General features: G+C 65.0%; 15 protein-coding genes. 13 read left to right on the top strand and 2 right to left on the bottom strand.

Annotated elements, in window-relative coordinates; genetic code table 11:
* Positions 1-3: 3 nt before the first annotated feature.
* From cybH to hypE, 13 genes are all read left to right on the top strand, one after another.
* Positions 4-750, top strand: coding sequence for a Ni/Fe-hydrogenase, b-type cytochrome subunit (cybH, locus tag QPR87_RS11595; RefSeq protein ID WP_011749368.1), 747 nt, complete (start codon positions 4-6; stop codon positions 748-750).
* A 256-nt stretch (positions 751-1,006) separates the two neighbouring features.
* On the top strand, positions 1,007-1,624 hold the full coding sequence (locus QPR87_RS11590; protein ID WP_024844877.1) for a HyaD/HybD family hydrogenase maturation endopeptidase: 618 nt from the start codon (positions 1,007-1,009) through the stop codon (positions 1,622-1,624).
* Entirely contained in the window at positions 1,624-1,935 is a 312-nt protein-coding gene (locus QPR87_RS11585; RefSeq protein ID WP_011749370.1) for a HypC/HybG/HupF family hydrogenase formation chaperone, read from the top strand. Before QPR87_RS11590 ends, QPR87_RS11585 begins: the two co-directional genes overlap by 1 nt.
* A gap of 3 nt (positions 1,936-1,938) precedes the next feature.
* Positions 1,939-2,358 carry a thioredoxin domain-containing protein gene (locus tag QPR87_RS11580; RefSeq protein WP_011749371.1) on the top strand — a complete coding sequence of 140 codons (420 nt, stop codon included), beginning with the start codon at positions 1,939-1,941 and terminating at the stop codon, positions 2,356-2,358.
* Positions 2,359-2,370: 12 nt separating this feature from the next.
* The gene (locus QPR87_RS11575) at positions 2,371-3,204 is read left to right on the top strand and encodes a hydrogenase expression/formation protein (RefSeq protein ID WP_011749372.1); all 834 of its coding nucleotides are present in this window, start codon (positions 2,371-2,373) and stop codon (positions 3,202-3,204) included.
* Positions 3,201-4,052, top strand: coding sequence for a [NiFe]-hydrogenase assembly chaperone HybE (hybE, locus tag QPR87_RS11570; RefSeq protein WP_011749373.1), 852 nt, complete (start codon positions 3,201-3,203; stop codon positions 4,050-4,052). Before QPR87_RS11575 ends, hybE begins: the two co-directional genes overlap by 4 nt.
* Positions 4,049-4,951, top strand: a complete 903-nt coding sequence (locus QPR87_RS11565) for a hypothetical protein (RefSeq protein WP_024844876.1) — start codon at positions 4,049-4,051, stop codon at positions 4,949-4,951. Before hybE ends, QPR87_RS11565 begins: the two co-directional genes overlap by 4 nt.
* Positions 4,944-5,285: a hydrogenase maturation nickel metallochaperone HypA gene (hypA, locus tag QPR87_RS11560; protein ID WP_011749375.1), complete on the top strand. Its 342-nt coding sequence runs from the start codon at positions 4,944-4,946 to the stop codon at positions 5,283-5,285. The genes QPR87_RS11565 and hypA overlap by 8 nt, the downstream gene beginning before the upstream one ends.
* Positions 5,285-6,205: a hydrogenase nickel incorporation protein HypB gene (gene hypB, locus QPR87_RS11555; protein ID WP_011749376.1), complete on the top strand. Its 921-nt coding sequence runs from the start codon at positions 5,285-5,287 to the stop codon at positions 6,203-6,205. The genes hypA and hypB overlap by 1 nt, the downstream gene beginning before the upstream one ends.
* Before the next feature lie 3 nt (positions 6,206-6,208).
* Positions 6,209-7,690 carry a sigma-54-dependent transcriptional regulator gene (locus QPR87_RS11550; RefSeq protein WP_011749377.1) on the top strand — a complete coding sequence of 494 codons (1,482 nt, stop codon included), beginning with the start codon at positions 6,209-6,211 and terminating at the stop codon, positions 7,688-7,690.
* A 2-nt stretch (positions 7,691-7,692) separates the two neighbouring features.
* Positions 7,693-7,977, top strand: a complete 285-nt coding sequence (gene hypC, locus QPR87_RS11545) for a HypC/HybG/HupF family hydrogenase formation chaperone (protein WP_011749378.1) — start codon at positions 7,693-7,695, stop codon at positions 7,975-7,977.
* A complete protein-coding gene (gene hypD, locus QPR87_RS11540; protein ID WP_011749379.1) occupies positions 7,974-9,110 on the top strand; it encodes a hydrogenase formation protein HypD in 1,137 nt (378 codons plus the stop codon). Before hypC ends, hypD begins: the two co-directional genes overlap by 4 nt.
* A 12-nt stretch (positions 9,111-9,122) precedes the next feature.
* Positions 9,123-10,178, top strand: coding sequence for a hydrogenase expression/formation protein HypE (gene hypE, locus QPR87_RS11535; RefSeq protein WP_011749380.1), 1,056 nt, complete (start codon positions 9,123-9,125; stop codon positions 10,176-10,178).
* 648 nt (positions 10,179-10,826) lie between these two features.
* On the opposite strand, the gene QPR87_RS11530 is transcribed toward hypE, so the two are convergent.
* Both QPR87_RS11530 and QPR87_RS11525 read right to left on the bottom strand, forming a co-directional pair.
* The gene (locus QPR87_RS11530; RefSeq protein ID WP_011749382.1) at positions 10,827-11,864 is read right to left on the bottom strand and encodes a CNNM domain-containing protein; all 1,038 of its coding nucleotides are present in this window, start codon (positions 11,862-11,864) and stop codon (positions 10,827-10,829) included.
* The gene (locus tag QPR87_RS11525) at positions 11,861-13,231 is read right to left on the bottom strand and encodes a hemolysin family protein (protein ID WP_011749383.1); all 1,371 of its coding nucleotides are present in this window, start codon (positions 13,229-13,231) and stop codon (positions 11,861-11,863) included. The genes QPR87_RS11530 and QPR87_RS11525 overlap by 4 nt, the downstream gene beginning before the upstream one ends.
* Positions 13,232-13,838 lie beyond the last annotated feature (607 nt).

The raw sequence follows: 13,838 nt of genomic DNA, 5'->3' as shown, positions 1-13,838 counted from the left end.
GCCATGAGCGACATCCATCCCGGCGATGACCATATCTTCGAGGGCCGCCCTCTGGGCGCCCCCCATCAGGTTACCCGGCAAACCTCGGTCTATGTCTATGAGGCGCCGGTTCGCATTTGGCACTGGATCAACGCGGCCTGCATCATGGTCTTGTGCGTGACCGGCTGGCTTATCGGCAGCCCGCCGCCTTCGATGCAGATCGCTGAAGCCTATGACCAGTTCGTCTTCGGCTATATCCGCTTTGCCCATTTCGCGGCGGCTATGATCCTGACGGTGGGCTTTTTCGGCCGCATCTACTGGGCGCTGATCGGCAACCACCATGCAAAGCAGCTTTTCTATGTGCCGATCTTCTCTCGCCGGTTCTGGGGAGAGTTACTGTTCGAGCTGCGCTGGTACTTCTTTCTGGAAAAAGAGCCGAAGAAATATGTCGGCCACAACCCGCTGGCGCAGCTTGCGATGTTTCTGTTCATGACGGTCGGTCTGACCTTCATGATCGTCACCGGATTTGCGCTGTATGCCGAAGGGGCGGGCAAGGACAGCATGTTCTATGCCGTCTTCGGCTGGGTCCAGGACCTTGTTCAGAACACCCAGCGCCTGCACACGCTGCACCATATCGGCATGTGGTGGATCGTGATCTTCATGATCATCCATATCTATGTGGCGATCCGCGAAGACATCATGTCGCGCCAGTCGATGGTCTCGACGATGATCTCGGGACACCGCACCTTCAAGGATGATCGCCCCGACTGAACGCGGCTGGCAGCAACTGGAAGGATCGTTTCCGGTTTCAGAGCCAGACGGCAGGTCACTTGCCGCACCATATCCCGAAATCCCGCCCGCATTGGCGGGATTTCGTTTTTATATCATTATCTTGCAAGGAATTTCGAGGGTTGCGACTTTTTGTCTCTGCTTTCGGAACTGGTGGCTATACTTTCGGCCCATAGGGGTGGGGCACATGACCGCACCGCCTGCCAGCAATGCTTCGGGGAGTTCGGGGAGGGGGCAGATGCCAGCGGAAGCGCCTGCAAATATCCTTGTTCTGGGGATCGGCAATGTGCTTTGGGCCGATGAGGGCTTCGGGGTGCGCTGCGTCGAAGAGATGGCCGCGCGCCATGCCTTGCCCGAACGGGTGAGGCTGCTTGATGGCGGCACGCAGGGGCTGTATCTGCTGCCCTTTCTGGAAGAAGCCGACGCGCTGATCGTCTTTGACGCGGTGGATTACGGACTGCCCCCCGGCACGCTGAAGCTGGTCGAAGGGGCCGAGGTTCCGGCCTTTCTGGGCGCCAAAAAAATGAGCCTGCACCAGACCGGCTTTCAAGAGGTGATCGCGACCGCCCAGCTGCTGGGGCGTTGTCCGGCGCAGCTGATGCTGATCGGCTGCCAGCCGGTCGAACTGGAGGATTACGGAGGAGGACTCCGCCCCGAAGTGGCTGCACAGATCGGGCCTGCCATCGAGATTGCGCTGGCGAAGCTGGCCGAATGGTGCGTTCAGGCCGGCGAGGGCGCGACCTCGGGTCAGCTTGCGGATCCGGCGATCCGGCGCGAGGCCTATGAGACGGGCCGCCCCGCCGCCTCTGATGCCTGCCGCGAGGGCGATGCGCGCTTTTTCCCGGGGGCCGGCTGATGTGCATGGGCATCCCGATGCGGCTGGCGCAGGTCGACGGCATCGCGGGGCAAAGCGAGGGCGGCGATCTGATCGACCTCAGCCTGACCGCCGATGCGCAAGCCGGCGACTGGGTGCTGACCTTCCTCGGCACGGCGCATGAGGTGATCGACGCTGACCGCGCCGCACGGATCGCGGCGGCATTGCAGGGGTTGCGGGCGGTCATGGCGGGGGGCGACGCTTCGGGCGCCTTTGCCGATCTCGAGGGTCGCACCCCGGCGCTTCCGTCCCATCTTCAGGCGGCGTTGGCCGCAGGCCGCAAAACGGGTTGACCCATGCATGACCATTCCCACGACATTCTGCACAGCCCCGGCGGGGGCGCCCTGCACCCGCTGCTGGCGCGGCTGGAGGCCGAATTCGGCTGGCCACGCCTGCATTCGCTGCATGACGTCGCAGAGTTTACCGCCAGCCCCGGTCTGCATTGCCTGTTCGTTCCGGGCGACCCCGCCCGCAATCTGGAGACGGTGGACGCGGCGGTGATCCTGCCGGAACTGCGCATGGCCTTTCAGAACGCCTTTGATTGCGCCGTGGTGGGTGACGCCATCGAAGCAACGGTCCGCGAAACCCACAGGGCACTGAAAACGCCGGGGTTTCTGTTCTTCCGCGATGGCTCCTATCTCGGCTCGATCGAGAAGATCCGCGACTGGGACGATTACATCGCCCGCACCAGCCACATCCTCTCGCTGCCGGGTTGAAAGGCAAAGACAATGGCCCAGAATTTTCACCTGCCCCCTGTTGGTTTCGGCCCCGGATCGCAGCCCGACGATGGCGAGGGGCTGGAGTGGCTGCCGCTGCCCTCCGGGATGCGCACCTATGACATGCATCTGCCCGAGGTCGGGAATGTCGCGTCTCTGGCGCCCGCGCTGGCGATGCTGGCCGAGATCGCCGCGGCCTGCGATCGTGTGGCCCAGGGGGCGGCGCCGGTGTCGTTCGATCTGTCCGCGCTGGATGCGGCCAACCGGGCGCTGATGGCGGAAACGCTGGGTCAGGGCGAGGTGTCGCTGCGCGCGCGGGGCGTGCCGGCGGTGGCCGTGCAGGAAAGCGTCTTTGCCGGGGTCTGGGTGCTGAAGGCCGAGGGGATCGACCGGGTCGAGGTCGCGCCCGTGCCGCAGCTTGCCCTGACGCGGGCGTTCCATGCGCAGCGCCCGGCGATCGGGGCCCTGGCCCCGCGCGCGCCGGGGGTGGTGAACGCCCCTGCCTTGCTGGCTGAACTGATGGACAAATCCCTGTCCTGGCGTGGCCCCGGTGATCTGCATGTGGTGAACCTGACCCTGATTCCGCATACCGAAGAGGATCTGCTCTGGCTCGATCAGGCTCTGGGCGAGGGGTCGGTGACCATCCTGTCGCGCGGCTATGGCAATTGCCGCATCACCGCGACCGCGCAGGATCGTCTGTGGCGGGTGCAGTTCTTCAACTCGATGGATGTGCTGATCCTCGATACCTTCGAGGTGACCGCCATGCCCGAGGTGGTGCTGGCCGCGCCCGAGGATCTGGCGGACAGCGCGGGCCGCATTCGTGAAGTGCTGGGGGCGATCCGATGAGCGTCGAGACCGCACGGGGCGGGTTCGAGGGGTCTTATCTGGGCGCCAATGACCGGATCAGCCCGCAGGCGATCATGGAATGCAAGATCTGCTGGACCAGCTATGACCCGGCCGAGGGGGATGAATACCGGCAGGTTCTGCCCGGCACGCCGTTCGCGGCCTTGCCCGCCGACTGGAAATGTCCCGGCTGCGACGCGCCGAAGCAACAGTTCATCGTGCGCGAGGATCCCGGCTCTGACGAGATGCGGATCGCGGCCGAGATCGAGCGGCGCTGCGCCCGGCTGGTCGCCGACTTCCGCGAGGTCTTCAACGCAAAGATGCGCGACGTGCCGATCATCAATCAGGCGCTGCATGTCGAGGCGATGGCCTTTCGTCCCTGGCAGGGCGGCTTTCTGGGGGTGCTGATCGCGCCCTGGTTCATGAACCTGATCTGGCTGCCGGGCGAGGATCAGGACTGGTCGGCCCTGAAGGCGGGCGAGAAAGAGGTGGTCGCCTTTCCCTCGGGCGAATATGAATTCATCCATAACAGCCGCGAGATGACCGGCCCTTACAAGGCCTGTTCGCTGTTCTCGCCGATGGCGGATTTCACCAGCCAGTTGCAGGCCGTCGAGGTCGCGCGCGCGGTGATGGTCGAGCTGTTCAAACCCGAAAACCGCGACGGGACCGACCGCGCCGCCGAGATTCGCGCCGCCCGCGAGGCCGAGCTTGCACCGCCGTCCGAGGCCGGACCGGCATCGGATGCACCGATCCCCAATCCGCGCCCCACGCGCCGGGCGCTGCTGACCGGCGGGCTGGCCGCTGCTCCGGCAGAGGGCGACGATCCGGAGATATCCGGGGGCGTGGAATGATCTCTGCCTCCGTCAGCTTTCGCCTTTTGCCCCGCGACGGAGGGCTTGCCCTTGCGCCGGGGGCGCAGGCGGGGCTGGCGGTGGATGCGCTGATGACGGGGCGCAGGGTGGATGAGGTCAGGCAGATCCTGCCCGCCCTGTTCGGCCTGTGCCGGTCCGTGCAGGAATGGGCTATGGCGCTGGCGCTTGGGCTGCCGCTGCCGCCCCTGGACGATCTGCGCCGCGACATGATCCGCGACCATCTGGCCAGGCTGTGCCTGCATCTGCCGCCGCAGCTTGGGCTAGCGCCCCTGGCGTTGCCGCAGGGCTGGCAGGCGGGGGGGCGCGCGCTGCGGGTGGCGCTTTTCGGGCAGGATGGCCTGCCCGGACCCGGTGATCTGGCCGCATGGAGCGCGGGCCCCGCGCCGCTTGCGCGCCTTGTCGCGGCGGTTCAGGGGCATTTCGCGCCGGGCGAGGCGGTCAGCGATCTGCCGGCGATGACGGATCCGTTCGGCGACGGCCTTGTCGAGAACAGCCTTGCCACACGCCATGCCGGACATCCGCTGCTGATGGCGGTGCGGGGCGCATATGGTCACGGGCCTCTGGTGCATCTGCTGGCCCGGCTGGTCGATCTCGACGCCCTGTCGCGCGGGGCTTTCCCGCCGCCCCGCCGGATGGCACAAGGGGCGGCGCTGGTGCCCTGTTCGCGTGGCTTCTGCGCGCTTGAACTGCGCGCGGCCGGCGGCATCGTGACCCGCTTTTCGCGCCGTACGCCCACCGATCACCTGCTGATGTCGGGCGGGCTGCTGGCGGCCAGCCTTGCGACACTTCCGCCAGACAAGGCTGATCGGGCGCCTTTGCTTGCCATGATCCTTGATCCCTGTATCCCTCTGCATCTGGAGGCCGGACCCCATGCATGAGATGTCGCTTTGCGAAGGGATCCGCGGCATTGTCGAGGATCAGGCCCGCCGCCACGGTTTTTCCCGCGTGACCCGGATGCGGCTGGAAATCGGGCGCTTTGCCGGGGTGGAAAAGGCCGCGCTGAGCTTTGCCTTTGACGTGGTCATGCGCGGCAGCCCGGCCGAGGGCGCGGTCCTGGAAATGATCGACCTGCCGGGCCGGGCAATGTGTTTCGACTGTGCCGAACAGGTGGAATTGGACGACCGCCTGTCGCCCTGTCCCCTTTGTGGCGGTGGCAGGCTGATGCCCGAGACGGGGGACGAAATGCGGATCAGGGATATGGAGGTGATCTGATGTGTGGGATTTGCGGTTGCGGCAGCACGGTGACGGTGGACGGGCGCGAGATCAGCCATGACGAGGCGCACCGGCTGGGCCTGGCCCATGAGCACGCGCAGGATCACAGCCATGGCCATGGGCACAGCCATGCCGCGAATGGTCACGCGCATGACCATGGTTCCGGCGATCACCACCACCATCATCACGACCATGCGCCGGGCCATGGTCACCATCACGACTACGGCGCGGGCGCGGCGGGTCTATCGGTGCCGGGCCTGACGCAGCAGCGGCTGATCGAGGTCGAGACCTCGCTTCTGGCCCGCAATGACGGGTTGGCTGCGGGCAACCGGCGGGTACTTTCGGCGCTGCGAGCCTTTGCGGTCAACCTTGTCTCATCGCCCGGTTCTGGCAAGACCACGTTGCTGTGCCGGACCATCTCGATGCTGGAAGGCCAACCGCTGGCGGTGATCGAGGGCGACCAGCAGACCGAGAACGATGCCGACCGGATCCGCGCCACCGGCGCGCGGGCGGTGCAGGTCAATACCGGCAAGGGCTGCCATCTGGATGCGCAGATGGTGGGCGGTGCGATGGATGCGCTGCGGCTGGAACCGGCCTCGCTGCTGTTCATCGAAAATGTCGGCAATCTGGTCTGCCCCGCGGCTTTTGATCTGGGCGAGGATGCCAAGGTCGCGATCCTGTCGGTGACCGAGGGTGAAGACAAGCCCTTGAAATACCCTGATATGTTTACGGCCGCAAGGCTTGCCATCCTGAACAAGATCGACCTTGCCCCCCATTGCGATGCCGATCCCGAGGTCTATGAGGCCAACCTGCGGCGGGTGAACCCCGGCATAGACATCCTGCGCCTTTCGGCCCGCACCGGCGAGGGGATGCAGGCCTGGATCGACTGGCTGCGTGCCGGTCTGGCGACAAAGTCCTGAGCCATGCCCACGCCGCGCCCCTTTGTCCTGCTGGTGGATGACGAGCCGCATTCGCTTTCGGCGATGCGCATGGCGCTTGAGGATGAGTTTGAAATCCTGACCGCCCCGGATGCCGCCGCCGCCGCCCGGCTGATGGAAGAGGAATGGGTGCAGGTAGTGGTCTGCGACCAGCGGATGCCCGGCCAGACCGGGGTGGAGTTCCTGACCGGGCTGCGCGAGCGCTGGCCGGAAACGGTGCGGCTTCTGATAACCGGCTATACCGATCCCTCGGCCATCGTCGATGCGATCAATCTTGCCGGCATCCATCAGTTCATCGCCAAGCCCTGGCATCCCGACCAGTTGCTGATGGCGGTGCGCAATGCGGCGCAGCTTTTCCATCTTGCGCGCGAGAATGAACGTCTGGCGCTGGAGATGCGCCGGCTTGCCTCGACCTCCGAAACCCGGCTGGAAAAGCGCCGGCGGGCGTTGCGTCAGGGGCAGGGCTTCGACAGCGTGCTGCGTGCGCCCAACTCGCCCATGAACGCCACGGTTGATGCGGCGCGGCATTATGCGGCCTTCGATGTGCCGGTGCTGCTGACGGGCGAGCAGGGCACCGGCAAGGAGCAGCTTGCGCAGGCGATGCATCTGGCCTCGCTGAGGGCGGACCGGCCCTTTTACGCGCTGGATCTGACCGGAATGCCCGATGAGCTGGTCATGGTCGAGCTGCTGGGCGCGCGGCGCGGGGCGGTGGCCGGGGGAACCAGCCGGATCGGCCTGATTCAAAAGGCGGATCGCGGGACGCTGTATCTGTCGGGGATCGAGACCATCACGCCCGAATTGCAGCTTGTGCTTTTGCGCATCCTGTCCGGGCGCGGCTTCACGCCGGTCGGCGGGCAAGAGACGCTGACCAGCAATCTGCGCCTGATCGCCGGCGCCGGCACGGATTTGGCGGCTCTGGTCACCGAAGGGCGTTTTCGCGCCGACCTCTATTACGCTCTGGCGGTGGCCGAAATTGCGGTGCCGCCCCTGCGCGCTCGGCGCGGCGATATCGCCATGCTGGCCCAGCACATGCTGGCCGAGCTGGCGGCCCGTCATGGCAAGCTGGTGCATGGTTTTGACGGGCCCGCGCTGGAATTTCTGGAAAGTTACGACTGGCCCGGCAATCTGCGCGAATTGTCGAACGAGATCACCCGGATGCTGATCCTTGCGCAAGACAGCGTTCTGGGCGCCGATCTGATCTCTCGCCCGATCCTGCAGGGTCCGCCGGGTGAGGATGGCGCCGGCCGTCTGACCCAGGCGGTGCTTGCCGGCGTCGGCAGCCTGAAAGAGCGGGTCGAACTGATCGAAATGCGTATCCTGCGCGAGACGCTGACCCGCCATCGCTGGAACAAAAGCCGCGCGGCGGCCGAGCTGGGTGTGTCGCGGGTGGGCCTGCGCGCCAAGCTGGACCGCTATGGCGTCAAGGACCCGGCCGAGCGTCAGGCCACCCCGGAAGAGGAGGAATAGCCATGTGTCTGGGAATTCCCGGTCGCATCATCGCCATGACCGATCCCGCGCGGATGATGGCCATGGCCGAGGTCTCGGGCGTGCGCCGCGAGGTCAATATCGCCTGCGTGGCCGAGGGGCCGCCCGAGGGGCTGATCGGCCGCTGGGTGCTGATCCATGTCGGTTTCGCCATGAGCCTGATCGACGAGGACGAGGCGGCGCGCACGCTGGCCGCGCTGCATGAACTGGGCGAGGCGCAAGAGGCGCTTGAACAGATGGCCGAAGCCGACCGGGAGATGGCACGATGAAATTCGCTTCGGAATTCCGCGATCCCAAGGCGGCGCGCGCGCTGCTGGCCGCGATTGCCCGCCGCGCCGAGCAGATCGGCGCCAGCCGCGAAAAGCCGGTGCATATCATGGAGATCTGCGGCGGCCACACCCATTCGATCTTTCGCTATGGTCTGGACAAACTGGTGCATGAGGGCGTGGAATTCATCCACGGCCCCGGCTGTCCGGTTTGCGTTCTGCCGCGTGCGCGGATCGATGAATCCATCCAGATTGCCAGGCGTCCGGGCGTCATCTTCACCACCTTTGGCGATGCGATGAGGGTGCCGGGCCGGTCGCAATCGCTGTTGCAGGCGCGGGCGGCGGGGGCGGATATCCGCATGGTCTATTCGCCGCTGGATGCCCTGGCTCTGGCCCGGAAATACCCCGAACGCGACGTGGTGTTCTTTGGTCTGGGCTTCGAGACGACGACCCCTTCGACCGCGCTGGCCATCCAGCAGGCCGCGCGGGAAGGGTTGGGCAATTTCAGCGTCTTCTGCAACCATATCACCGTGCCCGAACCCATCCACGCCCTGCTGAAGGATCCGCATATGGTGCTGGACGGGTTCATCGGGCCGGGTCATGTCTCGATGGTCATCGGCGTGCATCCCTATGATTTCATTGCCCGGGACTTCCAGAAACCGCTTGTCGTCGCAGGTTTCGAGCCGACCGATCTTCTGCAATCGGTGCTGATTGTGCTGGACCAGATCGCCGAGGGGCGCGCCGAGGTCGAAAACCAATATGCCCGCGTGGTCCCCGAGGAGGGCAATCCGGTTAGTCTGGCCGCCATTGCCGATGTCTATGAACGGCGCCCCAGCTTTGAATGGCGCGGTCTGGGCGAGATCGACGCCAGCGGATTGCGCATCCGCCCGAAATACGCAGCCTTCGACGCCGAGGAAAAATTCGGCATCGGCTATGCGGTGGCGCGCAATCCCGCACCCGAACCCGAGGGCTGTGCCTGTGGCGCCGTCATGACGGGGCGGGTCAAACCTACGGCCTGCCCGCATTTCGGCAAGGGCTGCACGCCAGAGATGCCGCTGGGGGCGCTGATGGTCAGTTCGGAAGGGGCCTGTGCGGCCTATTGGCAATATGGCGGTGCGCGGGTTGCAGCGGAATAGGGCGGGCAGAACATGAACGCAATGGCTTTTGGAACCCTGCGCGACAGCCATGTGACCCTGTCGCATGGCGGTGGCGGCAAGGCGATGGCCGATCTGATCGAGACCGTCTTTTTTCCCGCCTTCGGCCCCGGATCGGGCGAGGATCAGGCGCGGCTGACGGCGGATGCGCTGTGTGAACCCGGCGCGCGGCTGGCCTTGACCACCGACAGTTTCGTGGTCACGCCGCTGGAATTTCCCGGCGGCGATATCGGCAAGCTGGCGGTCTGCGGCACGGTGAACGATCTGGCCGTCGGCGGGGCACGACCGCTGTGGCTGTCGGCGGCGTTCATTATCGAGGAAGGCTGCGAGATTGCGCTGTTGCAGCGCGTGGTCGCCTCGATGGCGCGTGAGGCGGCGCTGGCCGGGGTGCGGATCGTGACCGGCGACACCAAGGTCGTCGGGCGCGGATCGGCGGACGGGGTGTTCGTCACCACCTCGGGCGTCGGCGTGATCCCGGCGGGGCGCGATCTGGTTGCGGCGCGGATCAGGCCGGGCGATGTCGTGCTGGTCAATGGCGTGCTGGGCGATCATGGCGCGGCCATTCTGGCGGCGCGCGGCGATCTGGCGCTGTCGACGGATCTGGTCTCGGACTGTCAGGGGCTTGGGCATCTGATGGAGGCGGTGCTGGCCGCCGCCCCCGGCACCCGAGCCGCCCGCGATGCGACCCGCGGAGGGCTTGCCGCGGCGCTGAATGAAATGGCGCTGGCGGCAGGATGCGGCATCGAAATCAGGGAAGATGCGCTGCCCCTGCGCCCCGAGGTGCGCGGGGTCTGCGAAATTCTTGGCCTTGATCCGCTCTATCTTGCCAATGAGGGAACCTTGGTCCTGTTCGTGCCCGAGGCCGAGGCTGAGGCTGCGCTGTGCGCGATGCGTTCCCGCCCCGAAGGGCAGGGCGCCGCAATCATCGGCCGCGCCGTCGCCGCATCCGAGGGGGGCGCCCATACGGCCCGTGTGCAGATGGTGACCTCCTTTGGCGGGCGCCGCATCGTCGACCGCCTCGTGGGCGAACAACTGCCGCGGATCTGCTGAAACGGACCCTTGCCGGCTTTGCGCGACCTCGGCAGCCCGGACGGGGTGCAGCGAGCCTGTTTCGTCATATTTGGCCGCTTTTGCACCGAGGAGAAAACCCTGCACCAACATAGGCGTAAAACCGTATGTCCTTTTTCGGCTGAACTGTGGCGGGTGGTCGCCCTGCATTGGCTGCTTTCAAAGAGAGCTACTCGATAGGCTCCGCCTCAAGCCAGGAGGATTAACCATGCAGGGGAATAGCGAACATTCCATCGGATTGAATGTTTCGAAGAATAACCACGTCATTGCAGTGGCCGAGGGTGGTCGGGGCGTGTATGGATGTATATGGACCTCGCCTGATTGCAACGGTCTGGTTGGCTCTGGTTCAGAACTCGCCATTGCGGACGTATATCCGGCTTCTGTGAACGGCCCGATCCTTCGTCGCCGCGAGCCCCGATGGATTTCCGCGCGCTTCCTCCTCAATGCCCCCGTGACATCGGCCTCCGCCGTGCCGGTTTGGGGAAGCTGCATTGCAGCGATCGATAACGTGACCAATGACCGTTTTGGGCCGGGTCGGTGCGTCGGATACAACGTTGCGGCACGATGCTGCCGAGAGCGCACTGGTTTGCCGCCCTCGGTCCATGGCGAGGCGCATCCGCCAACCGCAGATCATGCGGGGCTGCGCGTGGTCGCGGAGGGTGCCGGTGACGCGGGCAGGACGCGCCGGAGGATGTCGGCAAGGGTGACGACACCGGTGATCTGATCCCCGTTCATCACCACTGCCAGCTGCACGCTTGCGGAACGCATGCTCGCCAGTGCCTCGTAGATCGGTGTGCCGGCCTTCAGGGTAAAGGCGGGCCGTGCCACGCTTGCAGCCGGGGCCGTATCGGGTTTGAGCAGCAAATCGCGCACATGGATCACCCGCGGCGCGCCACCGCCATTGGTCAGAAGGCGCATGTGGGCCGTCCGGGAGGCGATGTCACGCACCTTCGCCACCGTCGCCTCCGGTTTGACCCTGGTGACGGTCTGCCCCGCCGAGATGATGCTTTCGACCGGCATCGTGCCCAGATCGATCAAGCCGGAAAGCTGGCGTCGCAAGCCCGGCTCCAGCGTGCCGACATCGGCTGAATGCTCGACAAGCTGCCGGATCGTGGCAGCGTCCTGACCGCCCACCGCTGCGCTCTCGACCGGCTCTACGCCGCTCGCCCGCACCAACCTGTTGGCGATGACATTGATCCAGTGCAGCACAGGACGCAGTGGCCAGATATAGGCGCGAGCAAGAACGCCGACCGCCATCGCCGACCTTTCGGGATTGGCGATAGCCCAGGACTTGGGTGCCATCTCGCCCACGACCAGATGGAGGAAGGTGACCAGCAAGAGCGACAGAAAGAACGAGGCGCTCTCGGCGATCCAGCCCGGCGCCCCCCATTCGAGGAGCAGCGGCCCGAGAGCGTAGTGGACTGCAGGCTTGGTGATCGCGCCAAGGACAAAGGTGGTGATCGTGATGCCAAGTTGAGCGCCCGCCAGCATCAGGGTCAGATCATTCATGCCGCGTAGCGCAGCACGGGCCGAAGGGCTGGTGGGGGCGCGTTCTTCCAGCCGGTGGCGGCGCGCACCAAGCAGGGCAAATTCAATGATCACGAAAAAGGCGCTGAGTATGATCAGGGCAATCGTGGCCAAGGTGACGAAAAGCGGATTGGTCATCATTGGTCTTGCTCCTGCTCATCCACGAGTTTGACGCGCACAAGGGTTGGCACATGGCGCGCGATGCGCAGAACATTCACCTCAAGGCGGCGACGCAGGGGGGCATCCGATACCACATCGGCACCGTCGGCCGGCAGATCAACGAGGATCGTGTCGGCCTTGGTGGGCAGGCGCCCCAACTGCGCGATGAGCAGGCCCGAGATCGTCTCGAAATCGCCGCGGGGCAGATCGTGGTTCACCGCGCGCTCCACCTCGTCGAGGTGAACATCGCCTTCCATCACCCAGACGCCCTCGTCCTCTTCGCGTAGCGGCTGGATGGCGTTTTTGTCGAATTCGTCGGTGATCTCGCCCACGACCTCCATGGCGATGTCCTCGATGGTGAGGACGCCGGAAAATCCACCGTATTCGTCGATGACGCAAACCATCTTGTTGCCGGATTTGACCAGTGTCTCAAGCGCCGCCGGCAGCGGCATCAGCGTCGGCACAATAGCGACCGGCCGCATCACCGTGGCCGCCGTGGCTTCCAGTTGCTCGGCATTCACCTTTGGAAGAATATCGGCCAGATGCACGACGCCAACCGGCACGTCATCATCGTCAATGACCGGATAGCGCGTGTGGCCATGCGCCATCATCTCGCGCAGTTCCGCGATGGTGGTATCGGGGTCGACCCAGTCCGCCTGCGCTCGCGGGACCATCGCATGTTCGGCATCCCGGTGGGGGAAGTCTAGGATCCGGTCCATCATGAGCGACAGCTCGACCGGAAGATCGCCGCTTTCGCGGGAGTCCGCGATGATATGGGGCAGGTCCTTGGCCGAGGCGCTGACGTCGAGGTCATGCACTGGCTCGATCCGTAAAAGCCGCAGGAACAGGTTTGCCGCCTTGTCGAAGAAGGTGATCAGCCAGCCGAAGAGCGACAGATAGGTCGTCGTCGAGGCCGCCAGTGCCTTGGCCATAGGTTCTGAATTCGCAATGGCCAGGTTCTTGGGGTAAAGTTCGCCAAAGATCATCTGGACGATGGTGGCGAAGAGCAACGCAAGGATCGTCCCAACGCTGATCCCTATCGATTCGGGAATGCCAACACCGCCCAGCAGCATGCCCAGGGATTTGCCGACCAAGGGCTCGGCGACATAGCCGACCATCAGCCCCGTCACCGTGATGCCGAGCTGAGCGCCCGAGAGCATGAAGCTGGTGCGCTTCGTGACGGCAAGGGCGCGCTTTGCAGCCAAATCGCCACTTGCGGCCTGCGCGGCGAGACGGGTGCGGTCAACCGCCATATAGGCAAATTCCTGGGCAACGAAGTAGGCGCCGGCTGCGATGATAACGAGGATTACGAGCAGGCCAGCAAGCAGAAGTAAGAGCGGTTCAAGCATGGGCGGAATGGGGTCTCATGGTCGGGGGCACTACGCAGGGACCTGTGGTTCCCGTGCAGTGCAAGTGAACGAGATGTCGGGGGAGCATGGTTGCGTGCGAGCGGGCATCCCGCCAAGAGCCCGGAAAGCCTCGGGGTGATCGGAGGATAGGCGGGAAACACCGTGGCAGCGAACCATGAGGAACGCAGGGCAGCGGTCGCCTGCACTGCCGACAATCCGGCAGAACGGGCCATCCGCGCAGGGGCGTAGATATCGATGGTATCTGTTCTGATGCGGAGGATCGAGGCGCTGGACTAGGAGGCTCTTCGTCCCCCGCGGGACTTCGGCTTGGCTCAGGCATTAGGCGCAGTGGTCTGATGCGTGGATCACCAGAACTCCCTCCGACAGGTTTCCATTATCCGCGTTCGGCAATGACGCGGCCTCGCCACGCACCTACACCTTATCGTCTGGATCCTGATTTTTCCAGTGGCGCATGCGATCAGCGTTGTTGCAGAACTCATGAGCTTCCGGGATTCACGGCGTGAATCCGGTGGGTTAAGAGCCTGCCATGAGCAAGCCCGAACCTGCCCGCTACCGTACGACCAACTGGAAATCCTATAACGACGCG

The sequence above is a fragment of the Paracoccus sp. SSJ genome, assembly GCF_030234105.1.
GTDB lineage: Bacteria > Pseudomonadota > Alphaproteobacteria > Rhodobacterales > Rhodobacteraceae > Paracoccus > Paracoccus denitrificans.
Note: the sequence above shows the minus strand (reverse complement) of the source record. Positions and strands in the feature narration are given on the sequence as shown.

Coding starts and splice junctions, on each gene's coding strand:
- QPR87_RS11585 (WP_011749370.1), top strand. CDS start 1,624: ATGTGCATGGGCATCCCGATGCGGCTGGCGCAGGTCGACGGCATCGCG.
- hypE (WP_011749380.1), top strand. CDS start 9,123: ATGAACGCAATGGCTTTTGGAACCCTGCGCGACAGCCATGTGACCCTG.
- QPR87_RS11525 (WP_011749383.1), bottom strand. CDS start 13,231: ATGCTTGAACCGCTCTTACTTCTGCTTGCTGGCCTGCTCGTAATCCTC.
- QPR87_RS11530 (WP_011749382.1), bottom strand. CDS start 11,864: ATGATGACCAATCCGCTTTTCGTCACCTTGGCCACGATTGCCCTGATC.
- hypB (WP_011749376.1), top strand. CDS start 5,285: ATGTGTGGGATTTGCGGTTGCGGCAGCACGGTGACGGTGGACGGGCGC.
- hypA (WP_011749375.1), top strand. CDS start 4,944: ATGCATGAGATGTCGCTTTGCGAAGGGATCCGCGGCATTGTCGAGGAT.
- QPR87_RS11590 (WP_024844877.1), top strand. CDS start 1,007: ATGCCAGCGGAAGCGCCTGCAAATATCCTTGTTCTGGGGATCGGCAAT.
- hybE (WP_011749373.1), top strand. CDS start 3,201: ATGAGCGTCGAGACCGCACGGGGCGGGTTCGAGGGGTCTTATCTGGGC.
- hypD (WP_011749379.1), top strand. CDS start 7,974: ATGAAATTCGCTTCGGAATTCCGCGATCCCAAGGCGGCGCGCGCGCTG.
- QPR87_RS11580 (WP_011749371.1), top strand. CDS start 1,939: ATGCATGACCATTCCCACGACATTCTGCACAGCCCCGGCGGGGGCGCC.
- QPR87_RS11575 (WP_011749372.1), top strand. CDS start 2,371: ATGGCCCAGAATTTTCACCTGCCCCCTGTTGGTTTCGGCCCCGGATCG.
- cybH (WP_011749368.1), top strand. CDS start 4: ATGAGCGACATCCATCCCGGCGATGACCATATCTTCGAGGGCCGCCCT.
- QPR87_RS11550 (WP_011749377.1), top strand. CDS start 6,209: ATGCCCACGCCGCGCCCCTTTGTCCTGCTGGTGGATGACGAGCCGCAT.
- QPR87_RS11565 (WP_024844876.1), top strand. CDS start 4,049: ATGATCTCTGCCTCCGTCAGCTTTCGCCTTTTGCCCCGCGACGGAGGG.
- hypC (WP_011749378.1), top strand. CDS start 7,693: ATGTGTCTGGGAATTCCCGGTCGCATCATCGCCATGACCGATCCCGCG.